Genomic DNA, 26635 nt, shown 5'->3' with positions numbered 1-26635 from the left:
GACCATTTTATAAACGATTTTTTATAGCTTGCAAACAGCCACGATGCTATTCACGAAGGAAATAATCCGCATTATCCTTATTCACAATAACAACACCTGTATCAATCATATTTGGTGAACCTGATACTCCTGCCTCGCCATTATTGCTTGTAATTGGAATCGAATTGTTCTTAAGACCATACAGCACTTTCACCGCATAATAAGGCATTAATGCCGTTTGTTGGGCTACGGAAGCGGAGATGACTCCGTCCTTAATCGATTGCACGACATCGTTCCCACGATCCATCGCTACAATCTTTACTTTTCCAACTTTATTCGCTTCTTTAACCGCTGTAGCTGCACCAGTTCCACCGGCCGCTTCCACACATGCAATACCTGCTAGATCCGGATACTTTTGCAATAAAGCTGCAGCTCCTTGCGCCGCAACGTTGGTATCTGATTGAGTATCAACGACTTGAACAATTTCAACATTCGGGTATTTGGCTAACGCTTGTTTGTAACCCGCTACGCGTTCTTCCAAGTTCGATTGTCCCGGTTTGGTCATAATTGCCACTTTACCTTTTTCTCCTATTAGCTTAGCTAACTCATCTCCGCCTTTAATTCCTGCTTGAATATTCCCTGTACCAACGAAAGCTACACGTTTGGATTTAGGCAAATCGGCATCGGCTGTTATGACAGGGATTCCCGCTTCCACGGCTTTTTCTATGATCGGGGTCAATGAATCCTCAAAACCAACAACAACAATCCCAGCAGGCTTTTTCGCAATCGCTTGCTCAAAGGCAGCTATCATGGCGTTCATATCATATTCGGCTGGACCTACGTATTCCGTCTTAACACCTAACTCCTTGCCCACCTGCTCCAAACCCATTTTATGATCATAGAAATAATCCAAATTACCTAAAGCAGATACTTCGACATATAATTGGTCAGATCCACCCGCTGCTTTAGTGCCTGTATCGCCTGTTGCTTTTGTCGTTGTATTTGGTGTATCACTGCCATTACTACATCCTACCAAAGCTATCATCATAACCATCATTAACATCAAAATCGCTTTTTTCATCCGAGCAGCTCCCACTTTATTTATTTTGTAGTATTTTGTTATAATTTTTCTTATCTAAAATTAATACACCGGTATCAATCATCATCGGTGTCCCCAAACTCTGCTGGGAGTTCTCCATATTGGCTAGAAGTGGACCATGATTGTAGTTATACAAAATTTGAACTGCATAAAACGACATTAAAGCGGTTTGCTGCACAACTGTAGCTGATATGATATCGCTTTCAATTCCACTGATTACTTCTTTATCACTATCCATCGCGACGATTTTGATTTGCCCCTTTTTACCGGTTTCATTCATTACTTTTATTGCCGCTGAGCCTCCCGATGCCTCTACACAAGCGATGCCGGTAAGATCTGGGTATTGTTTTAACACTTTCTTTAATTCATTAGCTCCTACCTCAGAATCAGATTTGGTATCAATCACCGCAACAAGATCAATCTTCGGAAACATTCGCAGCGCATCCTTATATCCTTGAACGCGCTCATCCAAATTAGGTTGTCCCGGTAAACTCATGAGGGCTATTCGACCAACCCCACCGATTAATTCCGCTAATTTTAATGCACCTTCGTATCCAGCTTGATGATTGCCAGTTCCGATAAATGCCATCCGTTTGGAGCTAGGTAAATCCGAGTCTACTGTGACAACAGGAATGCCTACTTGTACCGCCTCATTCACCAATGGGTCCAAGCTGCTGTCGAAACCGATGACCACAATGCCTGCAGGCTTGCGATCAATTGCTTTGTGAAATTCGACTTTCATTGCATCCAGATCATATTCCTCCGGCCCCACATATTCCGTTATAACATCTAAAGCTTCTCCCGCCAGTCTCATACCCAATTTGTGATTTTTGAAGTAATCCAACCGGTTCAAGGCTGAAATCTCAATATAGTAATCTTTACTTTTGAGCGTACTGTGAGAAACAACCGGTGCAGTTGGTGAAGGAAGCGCATCATTCGTTTTTAACAGAGGTATTTGCTGCTTAGAACAACCGTTAGTCAGCAGGGCAAGGAAGGCAGCTATAAGGAGCCAAGCTTTTATTTTGATCATTTGTTTGTGACTTCCTTTCACCCCCCTTTAAAGCGCTTCCAACTGATATATTAACTATAACTTGGGAGGGATTCAGTTTATATTCTCATTATTTTATATTTTGGTGGCTATTTTTCAGTTATCTTTACCCTCTCTATATTCTAAAGGCGTTTTATTTTCCCACTTTTTAAAAACTTTATAGAAATGCTTACTATCCAAATAACCAGCTTGATTGGCAATATGAGTGATGGATTCCTTCGTATTTTTCAACAAGTCTTTGGCCTTGGCTAGTCGCAGCAACGTGATGTAATTAATGAATGTATATCCCATCTCTTGCCGAAATAATGAACTAAAATAGGTAGGATTCATCTGCACTTGCTCCGCCACAATAGTTAACGAAATTTCCCGTTCGAAGTTAGCCATAATAAATTTTCTGGCTTCTTGAACGACCTCTGATAATTCTTGATGGATTCTAAAGCTTTCTGGCTCTTTTACTTCGTGATATCCAGACATGATTAGTGAATCCTTCACGTGCAAGACCGCTTCAAGAAGATCCTTTGTTTCCACAGGCTTAAGAATATAGTCGATGGCACCTAATTTGATGCACTGTTGGGCATAACGGAAATCATCATAGCCTGACACCACGATCACCAGTGGAATCGCACATCCACGCAAATTAAGTTGCTTCATTAGCTCTAGCCCATCCATATGAGGCATTCTAATATCCACTAGCAGCAGGTGAAAGGGATCCTCTTTTATTAGCTCTAACGCTTCAACACCATTTGAGGCTTCCGCCCCGATGGTAAACCCATACTTTTCCCATGATAGAGAAGCTATAATTCCCTTACGCAACCACATTTCATCATCCACAATACATACACGGAACATTCTGACCCCACCCCTTTAATCTTCTATAATGGGTAATTCTAAGAGGACTGTTGTACCCTCCTTATACTTACTCCTAACCTGAACACCATATGGCTGTCCAAAGGTGAGTACTATCCGCTTGTGAACATTGGAAATTCCAATACCTTTTTTCTCAAGCAACAAATAATCGTGATGCAATAGCGGTAAACTCAGGTTTTCTTGAATCTGTAATAGATTAAATGCCTCGATCCCCATTCCGTTATCTTGAATTTCGAATCGAATACACCCTTGCTGCTCTCTACCTTGAATTCGAATGATACCACCGCCCTTGGGTTCAATACCATGTGCAAATGCATTTTCCAATATGGGTTGCAAGGTCAACTTAATGGTCTTACGGGGATTGATGCTCTCCTCCACATCCCACTCTATGACGATGTTAGATCCAAATCGAATTTGCTGGGCATCAATGTAAGACTTGAGAATATCCATCTCTTCTTCAAAGGTCACCATGACGCGTCCGGATTGGTTAATACTGTAGCGAAAGAGCTTTGCCAAGGAAATCGCCATAATATGAATTTCCGAAACTCCCCTCACCTTAGCGATGGCTGCAATCGTACCTAATGAATTGTACAAAAAATGGGGATTGATCTGTGAACGTAACACCTCTAGGGTAAAATATTTAAACAAATATTTGTCTAATTGTTCCAACATTTTATTGAAACTTTTTCCCAGATATCCGATTTCATCATTGCGGTTTCCCTGGTATCTAACTTGCAAATCTCCTTCCTCCACGCGTTCCATCGATTTTTGCAATTGTAGAATCGGATTCGTCAGGCGCTTGGCAAAAGAGATCGATAACCCGATGGTCAGTAGGAGACATATCACAAGAACAATTGTAAACGTATACAAAATAACATCTGCTTTCCTCACAATTTCATCTTTCGAGACCATCGACATCACAATCCAACCGGAACGCTCTGAAGTTTCTTGAGAGATCAATATTTTTTTCCCATTAATGATTCGATAAGCAGGCGTTTGTGTCTGATTTCCCCATTTTTTCTTGTTTGCTTCGAATGAGCTAAGTACTTCTTTGATCGCGATTTGATTAGAGTTTTGGTACAATACCAATTTTTGAACAGGATTATAAATAACCAACTGAGCCTGAATTCTGCGATTCACTCCGTCAAAGATTTGTGCAAACATATCTTTCGTTATATCGATCACAAGCGTGCCACTAAAAACTCTCCCTGGATACGAGTAAAGCTTCTGAACATATGAAAAGGACCAATTGTCGAAATAGCCATTAGTCGCGGTATTGTCTGCATGTAAATCAATCCATTCTTCTCGTTTCGTTAAGAATTTAGCAGATTCCCTACTTTCGGAAAATTGCTTGTACCAAGGTTCGAATAACAAAGGGCTTAGAAGATGCGAACTTCGACTTGCGTAATATTGCGAATAATATAAGGTCCCATCTGTATGAAAAATAGAAACCCCCGAAATATAAGGCAACGAATTAAATTGCGCAAATAAATTCATCGTCGAATAGAGACTATCACTTGGTTTCGTATGATCCGTAATCGTAATTTTGGGATTAAGCAATCCCTCTTGAATATTCGTATCAAAATTAGGAATAAGAGCAACGCGTTGTATTTCACTTAAATGTGTATCCAACGTATTATTAATCTGATTCAATACCAGATGTGCTTCGGAAATAGATTCTTCAATCGCTCTATCAGATAGGGCACTATAAGTAATTATGCAAAAGAGTGCACCAGGCACAAACGACACAAATAGAAAGGTAAGTAAGAATTTAAATCGTAACCCATTAAAAAAAGAAGCCATCATATATGTCCTCCCAAAAAAAAAGCAGAATGCTAGACAGGTATATTACCTAGTCCAACCATCTGCATGTTTCGTATTAATGGACAACTCTTGGCGATTCCAATTGAAAACGAATCGATTCACGAACAAGCGCTTCATCCACATATGTAATGCAGGAACCAGCTTGTTTATTCAAATTTCCCAATCCGTTTAATAGTACAAGGCCTGTTTGGCCTGGAACAGATTGACGATACCCCTTTTTGTTATCGTGCAGCGTATATCGCACAATTTCTGAAATCCATGAGACTGGAGGAGAGGCGTTAGCGCCGATTAGCTCCAAGAGCTCGTGATGCAAATCCACCTCATTCTGAGTCAGGAGGCCCAACTGTTTGGAAATTGTTGAAGCGCATAGCATACCGAAAGCGACAGACTCTCCATGGGTAAATTCTCCATTGCCAATCAATTCCACCGCATGTCCGATCGTATGGCCATACTCCAATACAATCGCGTCATTTTTCTCATATGGATCATCCCGCATGACTGTCATCTTTGCCTCAATGCAAAACACAATAAATTGTTGGAGCTCATCCATACTGTACTTACACGATGCTCTTAACATTTTTTTATACGTCTCAATTTCATGAGGAAGAATCGCCAATACATTTTTCACTAGTTCACAAAGTCCGGAACGGATTTCTCTTGCAGGTAAATGAAGCAGAAATAAGAGTTCGACACAAACAAATTTGGGAGTGTAAAAAAAGCCGAGAACATTTTTTCCAAGAGCCAGATTCACGCCTTGTTTTAACGATAATACGGAATCCGAAGCAGCAATTAACGTTGTTGGAATATGAATGAAAGGTAACCCACGGAATAACAGCCCGGCGACCATTCCTGCAATATTACCTGCAACTCCGCCTCCAAGAGCTACAATGGCCGTACGTCGATCCGCCCCTAGAGCAAGCGCCTTTTTGCATAACTCTTGAACGGTAGAAAGAGTTTTATTTTTTTCTCCTCGAGGAAAGGTAAGCAGATGAGTCGTTCCCGCTTTTTCAAATGCATTTACCGTTATGGCAGCAATTGACTCTGGAATGCCACTATCGCATATAATAATATAATTATCAATCTCGAGAGGAGTGAGCCAATTCTCGACTTGACCCAGAATTCCCTCGCCTATAATAAAATTATAATGATGTGTACCGAATTGTATCTGTCTCTGGTAAATGATTACCCCTCCAATCTATATCACCCATACCTTCGATACTAGACACGATTCCCTCGATATATTGTTTAGATTTATCGATGTAAACGAATGGATCAGCTACAGTCGAATCCGACTCCGACCCAATCATTACCCATCCATCAAACCTTCGATCGATTATTTTTTTGAGAATAGGCTTAAACTTAATCCAACCGTCTCCCGGTAACGCAAATACCCTTTGTTTAACAGAAGCAACGTAGTCAACAGATTTTTCTCTTACATCATTCAAGACGGACTGTCTGATATCTGTCAGTTGTATATATCGAATACGTTCATAATGGTGATTTAACAGCGCAAGCGGATCGCCTCCGCAATAATACACATGTCCGGTGTCCAGCAGTAAATGTACTAACTTCGGATCCGTCACTTCCATTAATTTCCCGATTTCTTTTGCTTTCTCCACAACCGTACCGACATGATGCTGATAAACAAGCAGCATATTGTTCTCTTTACAAATTTCGCCTGCAAGATGCAAACTCTCTGCCAAATAGCCCCATTGTTCTTCCGTTAGCCGGGTAACCTCTTTCTCTCTATTTGAACGAGTCGGATCCCAATGAATGGAGCCCCCCACTTCACGGACGATAACGTATTTGCCATTCATTTCTTTTAACCAATCGACATGTTTGCGGAACAATTCAAATTCGCTTTGACGCAATTCTGGCTTGGAAAAAATAACATCCAGCCTCTTGGAGGATAAGGTTATTCCCAGCTTAAATGGCAATCGATTCATTTCATTCATAGCTTTGTCCTCCCTATGAATCATGGCCTAATAGATTAAAGATAATTGAAGGAATATCTTTTGCCTGCCATACGCGCGATTGATTGATGATATCATGAGACGGACCTATAGCAATAAGACTTACTAAATCTTCGTCTGTTACAGGAAGAACGCCATGTGAGCCCCGAATGCGTTCAGGCGTTAAAGGAATTGACTTCGTTTTAAAATCCATGAACAGCTCTACCGGATCGTATCCGGGCTTGCGATGGATATCAACGGTTGTCGCATACGGCGGAGCTGCTTCCGGGTCATTCCACCAGTAATAGGTAAACCATGCATTTCGCTCGGCAATGGCTACGAGTTTACCTGCATTTGGATGGCCTAAGCTCCATTCCTCTTTACCGGAATCGCCAAGCACTTGGTCAACCCCGTCTGTTGCTTGTAACACTCGGTTAACATCATCGATAATCGCAAGATCATTAATATAAATATGAGCTATTTGATGATCTACTACGGCAAATGCCTGGCTATGATAAGTATCCAAATACTCTTTTCCGTTAAGTTCAATTACTTTTAGCCAACCTTGCTCCCTAAGAACACGGTTTAAATAAATGGGTGTCTCCACGGGATGAAGCGCATATTCAGAAAGAATAAGCACTGCCGTATCATCCAATTCTCCCATTTCCTCAAGCGAATCTACAAACTGTCCGACGATCTGATCAATCTCCTTAACCGCTTGTCGTTGCTCTTTGCTGTCAGGGCCAAACCGCTGAGCTTGGTAATCCATATTTGGCAAATAGGCGTATGTTAATGTTGGTTTATGGTTTTCAAAAATATGGAGGGCAGCCTTCGAGATCCACTCGCTCGAAGCTACACCTGCCAACGGCCCCCAAAAGGAATGCAGTTTGAAAGGCCCCTGCTTCTCTGCGATTTCTTCGTATAACCCTGGAGGATTGGAGAAATACCACTCTTCCATTCCTTGTTCCAGATGCATGGGCGACGGGGTAACGATAAAGTCTGCGCTGTCATACTTTATATGCTGCATGAATAAAACGGCAGTTGTCGAATCAGGATCAAGCCGTTTTAACGTTTCCCATATGCGTTCTGCCTCTAGCGGAGCAATCGTCTGTTCCCACATCAAAACCTCTCTTGACTTGCGGTCAAAGCGACCGTTGCCTACAATCCCGTGGCGAACTGGTTCAACGCCTGTCGTTAATGTCGCTTGCATCGATCCTGTAACTGCAGGAAAAACAGGTCTTAGGTTAGATACACTACCTCTTGCAACAATGGAGTTTAGGTTTGGTGTTAATTCTTTTTCTGCCAGGTGAGCTTGCGTTAAGCCAACCAAATCGAGCACAACTACGTGCTTTGCCTTCTTGATCATAGATGTTCTCCTACCTTTCTGATTTCACTAGGTCATGGATATGGATCGCGACAACAACCATGATACGATAATTAGAGAAGCTACAATTAATGCATGAAGACCGCCATCGAATATAGAAACGAGCGCTGCATTTAAAATCAGCAGTGACAAGATGCCATATTTCACTCCACGCTTAATAAATGAAGGTTTAGGATCTCGAATGGCAGGATATAAAGCGAACACTTCAAAAAAACAATAAAGTGCAATAAAAAGCAGCTGTGTTGGCCATACAGAATCTTTTATCATCGATAAACTGAACAAACCTACAGCAATGCCGAGTGGAATCAGCGCAATACATACAATAGTCTTCCTTGCGTACCCGTAATTTTCCCCGCGGCTCAATGCCGTTACACCGATAATATGGAAGAAAGGAAATAACCCCAATAACGCAAAATCCCAAAAATATTCAGGCAAAAATGAAAATCCTAGACATAAATTAAGCGCTCGGCATATTGCCATTACCATTGCGCCCGGAATGCCGTACTTTTTGGCCCATGTATTATAAATAACAATGAACAAAACTAAGGTCAGAGCCACATAAAAACTTAATGGACTGAAAGCGTACGAAAGGATTATACCTCCTGAAAATAACAAACAAGTCAAAAAGACCGCAACGCCCTTGCTAATTTTCCCGGATGGTATAGGCCGTTCAGGTCGTTCCATTTGATCAATAGAGGCGTCCATTACGTCATTTAGAGCAACGCCTCCCGCATATAACAGGATGGAAGAAAGCAGCAACAGCCACATCCTATCGTAGAATCCTGAAGCAAGGCTTGCGGCAATGAACGCCCCAGCCAACACATCGCCTGCGGATGTTACTAAATTGGGAACACGAAGAAGTTGTAAATAAGCTTTCATCATGAACCCTTAATTACTGTTTTTGCATCGTCCAGCTCTTGGAGGATTGATGAGACATACTCATATGCTTTTTTTGTCGCAGGTATCGGATCTTCTTCATAAGGATAAAGTTCGATCGTAACAAAACCCTCATAATTTGTTTTTGCAATTTCGGAGAGTACGCCTCTTATGTCAATCCCCCCTTCGCCAGGAACGAGATGATGATGTATTCTTGAAGTCGAAATATCTTCTAAGTGATAGTGCTTTGTATATGGCGCCAATTGGCGAACCAATTGTACAGGATCTTCCCCTGCACAGTAGAAATGACCGATATCAAAATTAAGAGCGATATGGGGTGATGAGATACGTTCCATAAACTTTAGAAATTGCGTGGACGTCTCGATCAATAGCTCCGGTTCAGGTTCAATCATAACAATTACGTCTTTTTTTTCTGCGTGTTCGGCAATTTCATGGATCGCTTCCTCGAATATATCCAATGCCCAATCTTCCTTCGCTCCGTCAAGCGGTCCTCCTGGTTCAATGGAGAGATGAGGGACCCCCCACTCTGCAGCCAAATCAATGCAGCTTAAGGTGTGGTTGATCCTTTTCCGTCTCTCGCTTGCTTCCCGTTCAATATAGGAAGGGCGCCAGCAATCCCCAAGAGCATATAACATGAATGCGTTCAAGTTGCATATTTCCATGCCGTTTTGTTCGACTTTTGATTTGATTTCTTGTCTTCGGGATTGGGTTAGATCGGGTGGATAGGCGTGCGGGATGTCACATAATATTTCGATTCCTTCAAAACCAATTTCTTTCAAGGTATCGATTGCTGTCCGTAAATCGAATCTTTTATACGCATTTGCGCTGAAACCCAGTTTCATCTAGATTCCTCCTACTGTTTCGAACCTATGATTCTGAATCTGTAATTTTCCAGACATTTTATAGAATTGATATGGATTGTCCCAAACGACTTTTTGAATTTCTTCTTGTGAAAATCCGGCTTCTTTCATTTTTTTGCAAGTGCGAGGAACAGAGAGCGGATCAGCCGGTCCCCAATCACACGCACTATTAATCATCATCCGATCCGTTCCATATTGCTGCATAATAGCAATCGCTCTCTCAGGTGTAATTTTTCCCGGGTATACGGTCATACCAGCCCAGGCGCCGTATTCCAAAGCAAGGTCAACGGTTTCTTCAATATTATGATCCAGCAATACCTTATCAGGTCGAATTCCGATTTCTTCCAGTATTGCAATCGTTCTTATCGTACCTTCCCGTTTATTAACATGCGGGATATGAACCATAACAAGCATATCTTTTTTCTTAGCCAGCTCAATCTGCCGGCGCATCACTATTTCTTCCGCATCCGTAATTTTATCAAATCCGATTTCGCCGATCGCCAGACATCTCGGGTGTTCTAGGAATGGCTCCATTCCTTCAACGACTTGAAGGGCAAGTTCCAAATTGTTTGCTTCTTTAGGATTCGCGGCGATACATGAATAGTGCTCAATATCATACTTTTTGGCTCTTGTTGGTTCAAAGTTCAAGATATGGTTGAAATAATCATAGTACGTATGAACCGATGTCCGTTCGCTGCCAAGCCAGAATGCAGGTTCAACGACCATTTCAATACCGCTTATTGACATTCTTTCATAATCATCTACCGTTCTCGAATACATATGGACATGTGGATCAATGATTTGCATATTCTTTATCTCCCCTTAGCATGTAATATTATAATTTTGCATGTAAGCAAGTGCTTGTCTTGCCGCCGTGTCGGGATCCTGGAAGTACGAATAAATTTCAAACGTTATAAAGCGATCATATTGAATCGATTGAAGCGCATCCAAAACTTCCTCAAAATTAATGTCGCCTTCCCCTGGAATTAAATGATAATGTTTGCGTCCGCGAATATCTTCAAGATGAATATTAGTAATCCTGTTGCCAAATCGTTTTATTGTTCCTGCGAGCGGCTCGCCAGCAACTTCTGCGTGTCCAATATCCAAATTTACGCCGAGCAGGTCGCAATCGAATGCTTCAATGACCCGCATGGCTTCATTTGCATTTTCAATTAATAATCCCGGTTCGTATTCAATGCCGATCCGTATATTTCTTTTTTCTGCATATTCCAAAATTCGGGACAATGAATCAACCAACAAAACATATGCCTGATCCGGATGATTCCCAGCTAGACTCTTGCCGGATGTAATACTGACGCAAGAGGCCCCCCATTCCACGGCAAGGTCTATACATCTTTCGGTATACTGAATTCTTTGAAGACGCACTTCTTCTTTTTGATTGCATAAAGAAGGTTCAAATATGGTCTCTCCGCAGTTCTGAGCCATTGGATATACACAAACCGCAGTATTGGCATTTATATTGCTTACTGACATTCCCCTTTGTTCCAACTTGCGCGTTACCTGTTTCACCTCATGATAAGGAATATCTAGAGGACTAATATGAGGAAAGTCGGCGAGAATCTCCAATGCCGAATACCCGCAATTATGAATGCTGTCAATAGCTTCAATCAAAGAGTAGCGAGTATAAGCATTACTGCTGATCGCGTATCGCATATGAACCTCCTAATAACAAACCAGATTATTCAAATTCAAATCTACTTTCAACGAATCAATAGTTGGCATTCTCTTTAATGAATTGATCTACGTTTTCCGGAGTAACCGGAGTTGCTTCCAGTACGATGTGATGCGGCACTGATTGTTCCCAGAATCCTTCCAGACCTTTGTTCTCCATAATTTTTACTGCCAAGTTAACGGCAGTTCCTCCCATTGTAGGCGAGTAGGTCAGAGATACGATAACCTCGGGGGATTGCTTCTCTTTCATCATTTGATAAACTTCTTTCATTCCGCCGGAACTAACGATAAACATTTCTTTATCACGTTTCGCATCGCGAATCGCTTGGACAATCCCTACTGTCATGTCGTCATCTTGCGAATAGACGGCATCCACTTGTTTATTCGCTTGCAAAATGTTCTCTGTTGCTTTCAGCGCCTTTTCTCTTGTGAAATCACCAGGCTGAGTGGCCACAATTTCAATTTCCGGATAATCTTTAATATAGTCGCGGAATCCTTTTGATCTGAGATCGGTAACAGTAGACGGCACACCAGAAATCTCGATGACTTTACCCGCAGGCTTACCATTCTTCTCCTTCAATTCCTCTACTAAATATTTGGCATCTCCATAACCTATGCCGTAATTGTCTCCACCAACATAAGTACGATAGTTTTCCGTATTGACGGCACGGTCCACGACGATAAGCGGGATTCCTGCTTTGCCTACTTTTTCAGCTGCCGGAGTTAAAGCAGCCGATTCCATCGGCAGCATGACAATAGCGTCGACTTCTTTGGTGATCAAATCCTCGATATCGGAAGTTTGCTTTGCCGGATCTTTCGCTGTGTACATGAGGTATTTCACATTTTTGTGCTTTTCCGCTTCCGCTTTGGCGTTAGCGACCAATGCGCCCATCCATCCGTGATCCGCAGAAGGAAGGGATATCCCGATCGTATAAGAACCCTTTGCTGCTTCCGTATCCGTAGTTGAATTCTCATTCTTATTCTCTGTATTGTTTGCAACTGCTGGCTTGCCGGCGTTCTCCACCGTACAACCTGAAATCAAAGTTCCGCAAACAAGCATTAAAGCCACTGGCATTACCCATAATTTTTTCAACATCGATTGACCCTCCAATTAATATAATATTTTGTTGTTAGTCTCTCTTTTGAAGTAAGACAGCCGCAACAATAATTAAGCCTTTAACTACTCCCTGCAAGTACGGCGAAATATTTAACAAATTCATAATATTACTTAAAACTCCCAATATAAGAACGCCAAACAAGGTGCCAAGAATGCGACCTTTTCCTCCGGCCAAGCTGGCGCCGCCAATAATAACAGCTGCAATGGCATCCAATTCATACATATTTCCTGAGGTTGAAGTAGAAATGGAGTTAAGACGGGAAGTTTCAATAATCGAACCGATAGCTGCTGTAAATCCACAAATCATATACGATATGATAGTGACTCGGAATACCGAAATGGCGGATAGACGCGCTGCTTGCGAATTGCCTCCAACAGCATAAATATGTCTTCCCAGCACCGTTTTCTCAAGCACGATGTAAGCTAGAATGACCATCGCTGCAAAAATGATAACGGGAATCGGAATGCCTAATACATAGCTGTTCCCGATCTTGGCATAAGTGGAATTCATACCCGAAATGGCGCCTGCGTCTGCATAATAAAGAGCTAAAGATCTTGCGATCGTCATCATGGCCAAAGTAGCAATGAATGCCGTTATTTTTCCGTATGTCACCATCAAACCGTTAATTAGACCGATGAATAGGCCGCACAATAACCCCAGTAAAATCGACACGATAATGGAGGAACCGAAATTCACCTGAGCAGTCATGACGACGGTGCCGGATAAAGCTAAGATGGAACCAACCGATAAGTCAATCCCTCCCAGTATGATCACAAACGTCATGCCTAGTGATAAGATCCCGATAATGGAAACCTGTCTCAATATATTCGTAATGTTGGCAACGCTCAAGAAGTGTTCGCTTAATATGGAAGCAACAACAACTAACACAATAAGTGCGAATAACACGCTGTATTGATCCCATACATATTTAATCCAGCTTTGATCTTGCTTTACTTCTTTTTTGACTGTTGCTGCAGTTGGCATGCATTATACTCCTTCTCATTTTATTTCATTAAAGTCCTGTAGCTAATGCCATAACATTTTGTTCATTAGCCACGGTATGATCGAGTTCTCCTTTAATTTTGCCGTGGTGCACAACAAGAATGCGGTTACATAATCCCAAAATTTCTGGCAGCTCCGATGATATGACGATCACAGCCTTCCCATCATCTGCCAATTTGGAAATCATCTCGTAGATTTCCTTTCTGGCTCCCACATCAATTCCCCGGGTCGGTTCATCCAGAATAAACAACTCGCTGTCAGAAGCTATCCACTTCGCCAAAACTACCTTTTGTTGATTTCCGCCACTTAAATTTTTGACAGGTCTTGTTAGCTTATTCACTTTGACGTTTAGTTCATTTACCTTTTGCTCTACTAATTTCTTTTCCTGTTTTCGACGGATAAAGCTCCATCTACTTACTTTATCCGAGCAGGTTACCGATACATTCTGCATCACCCCCAGCTCCAGAAAAAGTCCTGTCCGTTTCCGATCTTCGGTAGCGAACCCGATACCTGCTTGCACCGCATCTAACGGACTCTTAAAGGCTGCTTTCTTGCCTTTCCAATAAACGGAGCCGTCATCCGGCCGCCAATCGCCAAATATGGTTCTTACGAGCTCTGTGCGACCGGCACCGATTAATCCAGCGAAGCCAACAATTTCGCCTCTCCTCACCGAGAAGCTGATATTTTCAAAATGCGGTTTTCGTGTAAGCTGCTCGACCCTTAAGATCTCATCGCCAAATCGATTTCTTTTGTCCGGGTAAAGATCACTTAGCTCACGGCCTACCATTAAATTTGCGATTTCGCTCTCTGATAACCCCTCCATTGGAAGTCTGGTCACGAATTGCCCATCGCGCAGCACGGTGATCGCGTCACAAAATTGTTTCAGCTCGTTTAAACGATGGGAAATATAGATGATGGCCACCCCTTTGCTTTTAAACTGACGAATCAGCTCAAACAGCTTTTGCGCTTCGTTCTCCTCAAGAACAGCGGTCGGTTCATCCATGATCAGTATTTCCGCATTCATTGACATCGCTTTGGCAATCTCCACGATCTGCTGTTCACCTATGCTCAGGCTGCTTATAAGCGCATGCGGGTCTAGTTGCAAATCAAACCTTTCCAATAAAACCTTCGTTTCGCGCACCATCGATCCAAAATCGGAAAAGACGCCGCCTTTCCTTGGCTCTCGTCCAAGAAATATATTTTCCGCCACGCTCATCTGAGGGATGAGATTCAATTCTTGATGAATAATGGAAATTCCAAGCCGTTTTGAATCGTTAGGCGAGGTGATCGTCACCGGCTTTCCGCGCAAATAGATTTCGCCTTCATCCGGCTGATAAATGCCGGCAAGTATTTTCATCAAAGTAGATTTGCCGGCGCCGTTCTCCCCTACTACTGCAATGACCTCTCCCTTATCGAGTTGTAGTTGCACTTGATTAAGCGCATTCACTTTGAAAAAGCTCTTCGTTATCCCCTTCATTTCCAGCAGCATCTCTCTACCTGCTTCCTGATGATTTAATAAGGTATAGTCCAATCGTAAATGAATAGGTTGGCTCGAACAATTAACTAAATTGAGGACAAGTTATAGATTCTTGTGATTATTAGAAATAAATGAATAAAATAAAGAACAGCCCCGCAGCCGTGAAAATGACTGCAGAACTGTCCCTGCTCTTGTTACCTATTATTCATGTTCATTATTCGTGCTCGTCTTCGTCACCAAAGCGAAAATGCTCAAAGTATTCATCGTATATTTTTTCCGATTGGTCACCCTCAGTCCAAGCAATCAGCCAACCATTTTTATAGTATGCGACTGCAGGAAGTTCCTTATAAAAGTTTATTAGAGGAATTCCCTTTTCATTTTTTAGGCCTCGAACATCCTTGTTTTTATGGAGATTCAATCGCTGAAGCGTAATTCCATTTCTCTCTGCCGACGCATTTATGATCGGCTCCATCTTCTTGCATAATTTGCAATTCGGTTCATACAAGTAGATAAAACTTTGCACATCAGAGTTGATAGTGTCCATTAGCCGGGTGCTAACCTCTTCTACCGTTCCTTTCATCTCATTAAGACCAACCTGCGATTCGTCAATCGCAGTTGTTGTTCTATCGTACCAATAATTCCTTATCCCCAATAAAATGAGAATAAGCAACACACTGCCGCACACCAGCCAATAATTTTTTTTCATGCTGCCTCACCTATTCCTTTGTTCATGTCCAAATGATTAGCGAATTAGAAAATTTCTCATTCCAAAAGATAAGGGGGAGAATAATAGATCTCCCCCCCCATTTCGTTACCGATCTGCTCTAACTATCGCTAAAGTGCGGCTTAGTGTTATTTCAAGATCGCTCTAGCTACGATTGCAAGGTCTATTACGTCAACCTTACCGTCTTTATTAACATCCGCTTTCGCATTCCAGCCAGCCTCACCTGGTTGTTTACCGTATGCCCCTGCAACAATACCCAAGTCTCCGATCGTGATACCGCTTTTTCCATTAATATCTGCGGTAATTATCATGGATTCGAACACTTGAATTGCCGCATCCAATGCAGCTTTAGCATCATCTACCTGCTGCTGAGTGGCACTTGGATCGTTTGCTGTCGCATGAGCCGCATCGATTGCCGACTGCAATTGCGCTTTAGATCCAACCACATACAAGCCGTCCTCATTTCCTTCCACTGCTGCATTGTGCTTAGCCTGAGCGCTTGCGATCAACGCATTCAATTGCGATTTATCTACCGCTATACTGATTTTAATCTCGTGAGAAGATCCATCAACGGTCAGTTCTATCCCCTGTCCGTTGGCAATAGCGACCTGGTCTATGGAAACTGTCGTATTGGCCGACTGAGCTGCAGATTTAGCTTTAAATTTGAATGAGAGCAAATCACCTTGTGTAGGTACGCCAAGTACCCCTTGATCCGTTTTCACACTTGCAGCCACAATCCGAATTTGTCCCGGCACAGACTCCCTTTTATCGATAACTTGGAATCCGTCCTTCAGCGATGCAACCGATTCGAACTGCAATTTCGCCGGATCATAGTGAAGCGTCAAATCTTGAGCGTACATTACCTGGTGTTCACTTTGCGTAACGTTGCTTAACCCCATCGTTATATCGAATGTTTGTCCAGAGCTCACCTGCTGTGAACCTGTCAAAGTAGATTGAGGTTTGCTGCTCACATCGAACTTAAACCAATTTAAGTTAGCTACATAGTTTCTTGAAGTCTTAAACACAAGGTATACGTCATGAATACCAGTAACAGGTGTAATTGGGGTAGTTAGCGTCTTAAAATTCAACCATCCACCCGTATCACTGACAGTAAGCGTTCCCGCTACTGTACCTGTCGGGCTGTCCAGCCTGACTTCGATCGTACCGCCTGCAGATTGATCTGCAGATACTCTTGCATTAAATTCCGAAGCACCACTGGCAAAATCAAGATTTTTAAATACTAAATAATTTCCGTCTTTAATAAATCCCATATGCTGTCCGCCGCCTGTATCCTGGGTGTTATTCTCGATGGTAATGCTGCCTGACTTGGAATCAAAGCTTTCTGCTTCGATCTGAACGGACAATGCCGGGCGCGATGCAGCAAGTACAGTTACGCTGATGCTCGTTGTCAATGCCACGTTGTTCGGATTTGCCACCCCTGCCGGCAAAGTTACAGTTCCATTGACAGTGAAGTTTTGTGCAGTCTTTAGAGCTGGGTCATAGCTTGAAGCTCCAACATTCCATGTTACATCGGCATTCACTTTTCCAGTATCGGTAACCAATTCTACACTGGAAGGCAAGCCAAGGTCTGCTGCCGTCTTTGCTGTTCCGTTGGCTACTCCCGTTATCGGTGCTGGCACTGTTATGCTATTAAGCGTCTTAGCGCTCGCCGCATCGAATACATACAATTCATGAATGGAAATATACCAACTAGAGCTTGCTCCCTTATTCACGATTTTAACATAGCGCGCATCAACGGGCTCAAAGCTTTCGTCCATTTGAGATCCGCCGCTCCAGTTTGTATCTTTGCTTGCTACTTTAGTCCACGTTTGTCCGTCCGTAGAAACAAGCAAATCATAGCCGCGGAAGAAATCGGTACTAGTCCCGTGATCGGCATAGATACGATTAATTTTTTGCACTTTACCCATGTCGAGCTGGTACCACATATCCGGCTTTGCAACCTTTCCAGTTGTCCAACGGGTCGCAATATTGCCATCAAACGCTTTGGATGTCTGTTCTGTCGCTGCTGAATCACTAGCCGTTGCGGTCCAACCGGATCTATTAATTGCGCCGCTAAGGTTCGGCGGCTCAACACAGGTTGTGCTGCATGCTTCTGAAGGGAATGCATCTCCAGCAAACGCAAACTGGATCCAATTTACGTTTAAAGCACCCGTCGGGAAAACAAGGTAAACATCATGAAAGTCACTGCTTTCGGCTGTGGTTGATGTTGTTCGGTTGATATGGGCGGTAAGTGTTGTCCATTTTTGCCATCCGTTGGTGGTTGTTCCTGTAGCTGTCGCTACTTTCTCGCCAGTCGGGCTGTCCAAGCGCACATCGATATTCATTTGGGCATTGTTGGATGCCGATCGGAAGTACATCTTTTTGATGTCTTTCATGTTAATATTTTTGAATAGGATCCAGTCATTAGCATCGATATATGCGACGGCATCACCGCCATAAACATCGGATGTGGCCTCAAGCTGGATTCCTTGCTGTTCATCAAAGTCTTCAGCTTGAACGCGCTTATTCCTGAACGTAATGGAATCGTTCGCGCTTAACGGCGCTGAACCTTCCGCTCCCTTATCGGTTACTTCCGCGATGATTTCCCATCCGATTTTCGCTTCCGGTCCGTGTCCTTCGTCCAGCAAGGTGAATTCAACTTGACAACCGGTTTTCGGAGACATTGGATGGTAATGACTGTCATGAAGCAGCAACGCAGACCACTCAATTTCTCCACACGGGATCTCTCCATCTTCCTCGTCAGATGCATCTACGGATAAAGTGACAGTTTGCCCGTTAGTATAGAATTGTCCGTTCTCAGGTGAGGTGATTTTCACTTTAGGGACGGTATTGCCTACCGTAATGCTTGTGTTCCAAACGGAAGATTTATCGGTACTGTCTGTTACAGTCAATACGACGTTATAAACCCCGTTTGCCGTATACGTATGTGTTGGGTTTGCTTCCGTTGATGTTTGTCCGTCTCCGAAATTCCACGCATAAGTAATGACATCGCCATCCGGATCCGCAGTTCCTGTTGTATCGAAATGGACAGTTAGCGGCGTGCGTCCTGATGTCGAATCTACCTTAGCCTTGACTACCGGCTTTCTTTCCATTTTTCCATAGAAAATTTTTGTAATGGATTCGTTAGGATCAACGTTCCAAGAGCTTCCAAATTCGGCGACATAAAGCGCACCGTCCGGGCCAACCTTCATGTCAATCGGGAGAAGCAATCCGGATAGGAAATCATCGACTTTTGTGATTTCTCCGTTATCATCTGTGGAAACAGCTTTAACCCATTGGCGGGCAAAATCGTATGCCAAGAACTTACCTTGAAGGCCAGGAATCGCATTGGGCCCCGTATAGTTATACACCGGACCTGCCATTGCCGATCTTCCTCCGCCTCCCCAAGGCGCTTTATTGGCATATGGATAGAATGCAATAGGCTTTTTGGTTTGGGCAAACTTTTCTGCAAATAAAGCAGTGTCGATGTTGCTATTTCCGTGTGTTTCTTTGCTGTAAGCTATGTTGCCAATTCCGTATGGCCAACCGAAATTTTGGCCAGGAGCGGTTACGGCATTGAATTCATCGAAGTCTCCGTTAACTCCCCCGTTAAACGTTCCATCTGGGCCAACATCCCCTTCATAAATGATCATTTTACCGTTTGACTTTGTCTCGAAGGAAATACGGTACGGGTTTCGGAATCCGTATGCATAAATGAAATCTCGAGCATCCCGTTGATTGTTGTCCGTATAGAATGGATTGTCTCCCGGAGCGGAACCGTCCTTATTAATGCGCAGAATGGACCCACGCATATCATCTAAGTTCTGGGATGTCTGCAAAGCGCCTAATTGCGGGCCACTTGTTGGCAAACCATTGTCTCCAGACGTCAAATATAATTTTCCATCCGGACCAAATGCGACATAACCGGCTTGATGGCAACAACCCGGATCCGAAGGAACCTCCAATAAGAGCTGCTCTGAGGCTGCATCGAGCTTTCCGTTTTGGTAAGTAAACCGTGAAAGATGGTTAATCAGTTTGTTATTCGCTGTTTTCACAGGATCCGTATAATACAAATACATGTAATTATTCTCATCAAATTGAGGATCAAGGGCAATTCCCATTAATCCGTGTTCACCTTCAAGGGTGGTTGGGATATTTAATATCTCTTTTGTATCCCCATCCTGTGATACTTCATAGACTTTGCCAAGCAAGCTGATAGCAAAGACCGTGCCATTTTTGGCGATATCCAAACCAACAGGACTTGATATCGTGTTGGTGAGGGACAGCTTTTGCAAGCCCACTCTCGGTGATGGTTCGTCGCAATCCGTATCGGTTGCTTCACCCCATGCATACTGGAGTCCACCTAGAAGATGTTTTTGGAAATCTTCATTAAACCAAGTTTCCGTATGATGACCCAAGGCTGTATAGAACATTCTTCCTTCGCTGACAGGACTGCACCAAGCATTCGGATGATCCTCGAACGGACTGCCTGTAACACCGTTGCTAGTCATATTCAAGCTTAAGAGAACATGCTTCCCTTTGGTACGGGGACTTTCATTAAAGTAATACACTTCTTCAAGCGCTTCCCATGATGGACCTAGATGGGATGTCGCCGGATGGTTTTCATCCTCCACATTGAAGGTTACCTTTTGCGTCCATGGATGGTTAGTGAAGTAAGCCCCTGTCAAGTCGCCGTATTCCGCCCAATCATATCCGGTATCGGTTGCGGAGTGTGTGCCTACATAACCTTTTCCAGATTTAATAAAATCCATGAAATCTTGCTTTTGCTGCTCTGTTAAACCCCAATCTCTAAAATTACCAGTCGTGCTTGCAAAAAAGACAACATCGTATTTCGCTAGATTAGCGGCATTGATGTCTGCGGCATTCTCCGTGAAATCGACTTCAAAACCGTATTTTTTCGCCATCTCTGGCAATGCCACTTTAGCTCCCTGATCAATGGACGCATGTCGAAAACCAGTTGTTTTCGTAATCACCAATACCTTCTTGTGAAGCTCACCTTCGTGTGCGGATGCTTCTCCAGAACCAATTACAGAGCTAATTGGCAACAGGACCATTGACAAAAATATAACAACAGACAAAAATGATGATATAATCGAACGTCGTTGTCTCATTTTTTCATTAACCTCCTATATAGCTGTTAAAAAACGATTATGCTTTGTTTAAGTACAGGTTGTGTTGCTCGTCCACCTCATTTCCTAACTTCAAAATTGTACAATTCTACTTTTCGCTATCCCCCCTTCCAAAAAGAATCCTATATAAACAACAGTTTCTTTCCGTTGACAGCGCCTTCATAATTCGTGCAACGTATGGCTAAGCAAAACGCATAAAATTAATGTAATGGAAACAGTTGGTCTGAACAATTAACTAAATTGAGGAAAATGTTATAGTTTCTTGTGGTATTCATTTCAATGAATATACTAATCAAGAGCGATATACGAATTATGCGAGGAAACTGCTATTTCGGCATGTCTTTCACGATCTGATGGCATCTTTCTAAACCTTCCAGGCGATACACCCGTTATTTTTTTAAACAAAAGATTAAAGTAGTTGGCATTTGGATAACCAACCTTCAAAGAGATATCTTTTACAGTAAGATTGGTCCCTATAAGAAGTTTTTTTGCTTTATCGATTCTACACTTAATCATATATTGAATAGGGGACGTTCCGATTTCATCTTTGAACAAGTGAACCAAATGATAGGGGCTAACATATACAATTCCCGCCAATTCAATTAATGAAAGATCTTTTGAATAATTCATATCGATGTAATCTCTTACAACATGAGAGATAGACATCGTTGATGTCCGCTTGCAATGCCCCGTGATTCTGTAGAACAAAATGAGTAAGGTTCGAAGCATGGACGCGATGATCTCCGCAGATCCAATGGCGGAAGTACTGGCTTCTTCATAAATATCCGAAAACAAACGATTAAAATGATCGAACCCTCTCTCCATACTTAATATTGGCAGCATTTGAGGTTCAAGCAATACCCCTTGCGGCAACCCAGAAATATGTAACCTGTTGATAGAGATGATAATTCCTTGAAGACAGCTGCCCACAGTTGATTTCAAGCGATATTCCGAGTGCGGATGAATGACGAATAAATCTCCTTCCAAGATCGATAGCTTCTGGTTGTCGTAATAGATCTCCCCGCGCCCTTCTTGAAGAAAAAAGATACTTGTGTGTGGATTCGGAATAAATCGGTGCACAGCTGAGCGATCGCATCGAACCAAACTAGCTGACAAAAAGTTAGGTGAATCTAAAAAAATGATTGGCATAATTTATCCCCACCTCCGATTAGCTTGATAACAAACAGACTCCACACCCGCCATGTGTTTCACTGCGCCGCATGGTCGGCAATATCGATGTCATTCTCCTCCTTTTCAATCGCACTTTTTGTATCTGGCAGTATGGTTGCCTCATGCCCATCTTACGATCTCTAACATCCAATAAAAACTACAAAAAAACGATAAAACTACCAATTCCTAATAACAGATTCACCAAAAAATGTACTTTTGCGAATAATAAATAAAACGACGACAAAAAAAACCTTCGATACCACCTGTCGAAGCGTGGAATTGAAGGTTTTTTTTCCTTTCGAATTACTTTCCATTGGCGATACGCCATTCGTCCAGTTGTATCTGTTTCTCTGAAATCACCTTTTGGACGCCGGCAGTATTCAAATTGCTGATAAATTCGGGATAGATCTTGTCCGGGTCTGCCGTCCCCGTCGTCAATGCGGACAAATATTGATCAATCACGATATGACATTGCTCTATTTCCCATTTGACGGCTTTTGGATTAAATGTGAAACCCAAGATCGGAGATACATCAGAAGTTTTATTCAATCGATCCCATTTCTCAGTCGAATCGTCCGTATCGTTTTCCGTTTTCCATAAAATAAAATTGTTCCCGAACACCCATGGAATATTCGGATTGTATCCGCTATCTTTGAAACGTTCAATACGCGTATCAGTTATTTTCTTATAATGAATGCCCTCGATCCCGAAATTCAATAAGTTGGCAACTTTCGGATCGTTGTTCAATAGCTCAAGAAACATCATTGCCCGCTCCGGGTTCGGGGATGTGTTCGAGATAGCCGTAATCGCAGCCGCTGCGCGGTCCGTCGTTATGATCGGCTTGGTGAAACGCTTCCTGTACCAATCGACGCCTGTAATCGATCTTAGTCCTCCGAGCACGGAAGAATCTTCCGTCGAATCGAACGTCTGATAAGACGGCATCGCGATTACATATTTGGCTGCCTTCCTGTCGGCCGCAATCTCTTTCGTCGTGGAAGCGTCTTTACGGAAATACCCTCTTTCATACCACTTTCTAGAACGGGCGATAAACTCCTTGAATTCCGTCGACTCATACTGATTCACGACATTTAAGTTTTTATCGTTCAGTCGGACCCAGCCGGGCATTTTCTGATCCCCGATAATGTCGAAGCCGTATAGTGGCGCCGCCCCTACAAAAATATCCGCAGTCATTGAATACTCAAGCGGAAATTTGTCCGGCTCACCTTTTTTCACGGCTTCCAGCAGAGGCTCCAGGTCATCTGGAGTATTCGCGTTTTTCCAATCGAAACGATATTTGTCCGCTATCACTTTCTGCACGTCAAATCCATAGCTCGTCGCCATGTTTTGGTAGTTGACGACCCCGTAAAGCCTGCCGTCTATTTGAACAGCGTCCCAAATGTTAGCCGGCACCCCCGCCTTCGTCCGGGCGCCATATCGGTTAAGCAATTCGTCAATCTCGATATAAGCTCCTTTGGCCGCATTTTGAAAATAGTTATTAATCCATGTCGACGTAAACGCCAGATCGAACGTTTTTCTTGAAGCGATAATCGAGCTCATCTTTTTATCATAATTACCCAGATCGATCGCATTTAACTTCACGGTGGCATTGATTTGGGGCTTAATCAACCTGTTCAGCTCATCGTTGACTGCCTGCAAATCCTTTTGGGGAGGCGCGGGAAAGTAATAATTGAGCTCCACATACGGAAGCTTCTTCGGGTTTTCACTATTTGTATTTCCCGATAACTCCGCAGGTTTGCTATAAGCGCATCCCGAAAGCAATGAGGTTACTGTGAGCATTATGGTTAATGTCAATTTTGGCCGCCAAAACTCCGTTCCCATGATCTCTTTACCCCCTCAACCAAAATACAAATAATAACAAAAAAAATCTATTAAAATCATAACTAAATATTACATAAACATTCGAAATTCCCATTTACTAAAATAGTAAAGAAGGATAAGTGAAGGGAAATAGAGAAGAGGTTAACGTATTACGATTCTATTTATGGAGGTTAGCCCTTTGATGCCGTTTTTCCTTAAATCTCCTAGAATAAGCTTTTTTTCTAAACTTTTGCTGACTTTGACGATCACCGTTACTTCCCTTACCATCGTGCTATCGGTGCTTCTATATAAAAGTTTCTTCGCCGTTTCGCTTGATAATGTGAATCGGATGAACACATCCATCTTATCGCAAACAAGCTACAGTATGAACTACTTGAATACAGCGGTCAGCAAATTCATGAACGCCGTTATCATGAGTCCGAGCACCTCCGTTCTTCTGCACGCTTGGGACAGCGATATGTTTAGGCTGGGGGAAGCGCTGCACAACCTGGATAATCTCACGCTTCCGAATGATTATGTGCACTCGGTATACACGGTCAATCTCGAAATGAATCGCATTACTTCTACGGAGACGGGCAGTTTTTATACAAAAGAAAGCTTCTACGATCAAGGTATTTTCACATTGCTGGAATCGGTGAACCAAATATCTGATTCCAAAATGCCTGTAGCAAGAAAAATATCGATGTCGCAAGCGACCCATGGTCTGGAATCCACCAATGTATACACCTATATTTTTCCTGATTCTCTGGAACAGGTTCATTCTGCCCGCGTAGCAGTTGTAGTCAACATTGATGCAAGAGTGCTACGCAGTTTAATTGCATCCTTAAATAACGAAACGGATAGCACTGGAAACGAAATTATCGTGGTAGATTCCTACGGTACGATTATGAACCATGCCTCGGAATCGATGTTTCTTAAAAGCGTCCTCCAAGAGCCGTATGCCCAAACGTTGTTTGCAGCAAGTGAAGCCTCCGGTAGCTTCAAAACCCATTTGAACGGTCGCGACTATCAAGTGACTTACGTGTCTTCCGACAAGCCCGAATGGACGTTCATGAGTTTAACTTCCTATTCGACTTTCGTAGGCGCGGCCGAAAAGATTAAAACGTCTACCATCTGGATTTGCATTGGCATACTCGGACTCGGTTTATTTTTTTCGTTCGCCATGTCTAGATCGCTATATTTGCCGATGGGCAAATTGGTCAAAACCGTTCATGAACATTTTTCGACCTCGCACCAACCGTCAAATGAAATTCATTTTTTGCAAAACGTTTTCCATGATATGATTTCCAAAAGCAATGAATGGGAACATAAACAAAGAGAGCAGCTCGGTCCGCTAAAAAACAAATGGCTGCAAGATATGCTGCTTGGCAATGGGTATATGAGCCAAGAGGAGCTTCTGCTTAGTCAAGAAGAGTTCGGCATTCACGTCAATCTGGTCGGACCGCTAAGATTGCTTCTGATCCGTATTGACTATTACCGCGAATTTCTCGACCGATATAATGAAAAAGACCGTTGGCTGTTGAAATTCGGGATTGCCAATATCCTCAATGAAATCGTCTCAAAGGAATATAAAGCGGAAGTAATCTATCTCGAGAACGACCAACTTGTGATTCTATTGGAAATCAACCTTTCGGAAAACGAGGAAATGACGGAAGCCGTCATCAAGCGGCTTATCGAAATGTCGCAAGCCGCTGTGCGAGATAACTTAAAACTCTCTTTCTCCGCTACCCTGAGTTTGCCTATTCACTCGAATCTGCAGCTCAACGAGGCGTACTCGGATACGCTTGCGCTGTCTTTGTATCGCATCTTGGAAGGCCATGGAAGTTTGTTGACCCCTTCGTACCGGGAGTCGAAAAACCATATGCCCGTAACCTTTCCCGAGAGTAAAGCCAAGATACTGATCGATTCCTTGAAATCGGGCAGTCTCGACAAAAGCAATGAGGCCTATGAAGACTTTATTAGCATGCTTCTCGAAACGACCTATGAACACTTGCTTTCGTCGATCATGCAGCTCATCTTTATGGTGCGAACGAACTTTAACGTTATTTTGGAAAATCACGATCTTCAAATATCGAACGAAATTCAACTCTTGTTCAAAAATATCGAACAATATGAAACATTAGATGAAATCCATGACTTCTTTTCATCCCTATTCTCTAACATCATTCGAGTCATTGAGCAGAATAAACAAAACAAACATACTTCGATCAAAACAAGAATCATGAAGCTGATCGAAGATCAATACCGCGACAAAAACCTGAACTTGCGCGTAATCGCGGATGAATTCCAAATGTCGAGCGTCTATTTGGGGAAGTTGTTTAAAGAAGCGACCGGCAAATCCGTAGCAGAGAACATTACCGATATTCGAATGACTCATTTCAAGCATTTGCTCGATAACAGTAACTTAACAACCAAGCAAATTTTAGAACAATGCGGATTGGAAGAGTCAAACTACTTCTATACGTTATTCAAAAAACGTTTCGGTATATCGCTTACGCAGTACAAACTTTCCGAGAAAAAAACGTCGATCTAGCATACCTAACTTTTTGCTAG

Annotated in this window: 19 protein-coding genes; 1 reads left to right on the top strand and 18 read right to left on the bottom strand. The window is 42.7% G+C overall.

Going from position 1 to position 26635, the window contains the following annotated elements:
* Nucleotides 1-46: 46 nt before the first annotated feature.
* The 18 genes from AC0YN6_RS06355 to AC0YN6_RS06270 all read right to left on the bottom strand — a co-directional run bounded on the left by AC0YN6_RS06355 (nucleotide 47) and on the right by AC0YN6_RS06270 (nucleotide 24082).
* On the bottom strand, nucleotides 47-1060 hold the full coding sequence (locus AC0YN6_RS06355; RefSeq protein ID WP_475745796.1) for a substrate-binding domain-containing protein: 1014 nt from the start codon (nucleotides 1058-1060) through the stop codon (nucleotides 47-49).
* A 16-nt stretch (nucleotides 1061-1076) separates the two neighbouring features.
* Nucleotides 1077-2108, bottom strand: coding sequence for a substrate-binding domain-containing protein (locus AC0YN6_RS06350; RefSeq protein ID WP_475745795.1), 1032 nt, complete (start codon nucleotides 2106-2108; stop codon nucleotides 1077-1079).
* Nucleotides 2109-2222: 114 nt separating this feature from the next.
* The gene (locus AC0YN6_RS06345) at nucleotides 2223-2975 is read right to left on the bottom strand and encodes a response regulator transcription factor (RefSeq protein WP_475745794.1); all 753 of its coding nucleotides are present in this window, start codon (nucleotides 2973-2975) and stop codon (nucleotides 2223-2225) included.
* Between the two features lie 15 nt (nucleotides 2976-2990).
* A complete protein-coding gene (locus AC0YN6_RS06340; RefSeq protein ID WP_475745793.1) occupies nucleotides 2991-4799 on the bottom strand; it encodes a cache domain-containing sensor histidine kinase in 1809 nt (602 codons plus the stop codon).
* A 73-nt stretch (nucleotides 4800-4872) separates the two neighbouring features.
* A complete protein-coding gene (locus AC0YN6_RS06335; protein ID WP_475746284.1) occupies nucleotides 4873-5949 on the bottom strand; it encodes an iron-containing alcohol dehydrogenase in 1077 nt (358 codons plus the stop codon).
* 7 nt (nucleotides 5950-5956) lie between these two features.
* The gene (locus AC0YN6_RS06330) at nucleotides 5957-6772 is read right to left on the bottom strand and encodes a sugar phosphate isomerase/epimerase family protein (RefSeq protein ID WP_475745792.1); all 816 of its coding nucleotides are present in this window, start codon (nucleotides 6770-6772) and stop codon (nucleotides 5957-5959) included.
* Nucleotides 6773-6785: 13 nt separating this feature from the next.
* Nucleotides 6786-8135 (bottom strand): alkaline phosphatase family protein, encoded by a 1350-nt coding sequence (locus tag AC0YN6_RS06325; protein ID WP_475745791.1) that lies wholly within the window; start codon nucleotides 8133-8135, stop codon nucleotides 6786-6788.
* Between the two features lie 27 nt (nucleotides 8136-8162).
* Nucleotides 8163-9035, bottom strand: a complete 873-nt coding sequence (gene eboC / locus AC0YN6_RS06320; RefSeq protein WP_475745790.1) for a UbiA-like protein EboC — start codon at nucleotides 9033-9035, stop codon at nucleotides 8163-8165.
* A complete protein-coding gene (locus tag AC0YN6_RS06315) occupies nucleotides 9032-9892 on the bottom strand; it encodes a sugar phosphate isomerase/epimerase family protein (protein WP_475745789.1) in 861 nt (286 codons plus the stop codon). Before AC0YN6_RS06315 ends, eboC begins: the two co-directional genes overlap by 4 nt.
* The gene (locus tag AC0YN6_RS06310) at nucleotides 9893-10717 is read right to left on the bottom strand and encodes a TatD family hydrolase (RefSeq protein ID WP_475745788.1); all 825 of its coding nucleotides are present in this window, start codon (nucleotides 10715-10717) and stop codon (nucleotides 9893-9895) included.
* A gap of 15 nt (nucleotides 10718-10732) precedes the next feature.
* On the bottom strand, nucleotides 10733-11584 hold the full coding sequence (locus tag AC0YN6_RS06305) for a sugar phosphate isomerase/epimerase family protein (RefSeq protein ID WP_475745787.1): 852 nt from the start codon (nucleotides 11582-11584) through the stop codon (nucleotides 10733-10735).
* Between the two features lie 55 nt (nucleotides 11585-11639).
* Entirely contained in the window at nucleotides 11640-12698 is a 1059-nt protein-coding gene (locus tag AC0YN6_RS06300) for a substrate-binding domain-containing protein (protein WP_475745786.1), read from the bottom strand.
* 34 nt (nucleotides 12699-12732) lie between these two features.
* Nucleotides 12733-13704, bottom strand: coding sequence for an ABC transporter permease (locus tag AC0YN6_RS06295; RefSeq protein WP_475745785.1), 972 nt, complete (start codon nucleotides 13702-13704; stop codon nucleotides 12733-12735).
* Between the two features lie 28 nt (nucleotides 13705-13732).
* Nucleotides 13733-15211, bottom strand: a complete 1479-nt coding sequence (locus AC0YN6_RS06290) for a sugar ABC transporter ATP-binding protein (protein ID WP_475745784.1) — start codon at nucleotides 15209-15211, stop codon at nucleotides 13733-13735.
* A gap of 202 nt (nucleotides 15212-15413) precedes the next feature.
* Nucleotides 15414-15905: a thioredoxin domain-containing protein gene (locus AC0YN6_RS06285; RefSeq protein ID WP_475745783.1), complete on the bottom strand. Its 492-nt coding sequence runs from the start codon at nucleotides 15903-15905 to the stop codon at nucleotides 15414-15416.
* 146 nt (nucleotides 15906-16051) lie between these two features.
* The gene (locus tag AC0YN6_RS06280; protein WP_475745782.1) at nucleotides 16052-21055 is read right to left on the bottom strand and encodes a ThuA domain-containing protein; all 5004 of its coding nucleotides are present in this window, start codon (nucleotides 21053-21055) and stop codon (nucleotides 16052-16054) included.
* A gap of 306 nt (nucleotides 21056-21361) precedes the next feature.
* The gene (locus tag AC0YN6_RS06275) at nucleotides 21362-22222 is read right to left on the bottom strand and encodes a helix-turn-helix transcriptional regulator (RefSeq protein WP_475745781.1); all 861 of its coding nucleotides are present in this window, start codon (nucleotides 22220-22222) and stop codon (nucleotides 21362-21364) included.
* A 324-nt stretch (nucleotides 22223-22546) separates the two neighbouring features.
* Nucleotides 22547-24082, bottom strand: a complete 1536-nt coding sequence (locus tag AC0YN6_RS06270) for an ABC transporter substrate-binding protein (RefSeq protein WP_475745780.1) — start codon at nucleotides 24080-24082, stop codon at nucleotides 22547-22549.
* Nucleotides 24083-24263: 181 nt separating this feature from the next.
* Between AC0YN6_RS06270 and AC0YN6_RS06265 the strand changes: the two genes are divergently transcribed.
* Nucleotides 24264-26615 carry a helix-turn-helix domain-containing protein gene (locus tag AC0YN6_RS06265; protein WP_475746283.1) on the top strand — a complete coding sequence of 784 codons (2352 nt, stop codon included), beginning with the start codon at nucleotides 24264-24266 and terminating at the stop codon, nucleotides 26613-26615.
* Nucleotides 26616-26635: the final 20 nt, after the last annotated feature.

The organism is Paenibacillus sp. J22P15, assembly GCF_056269345.1.
Note: the sequence above shows the minus strand (reverse complement) of the source record. Positions and strands in the feature narration are given on the sequence as shown.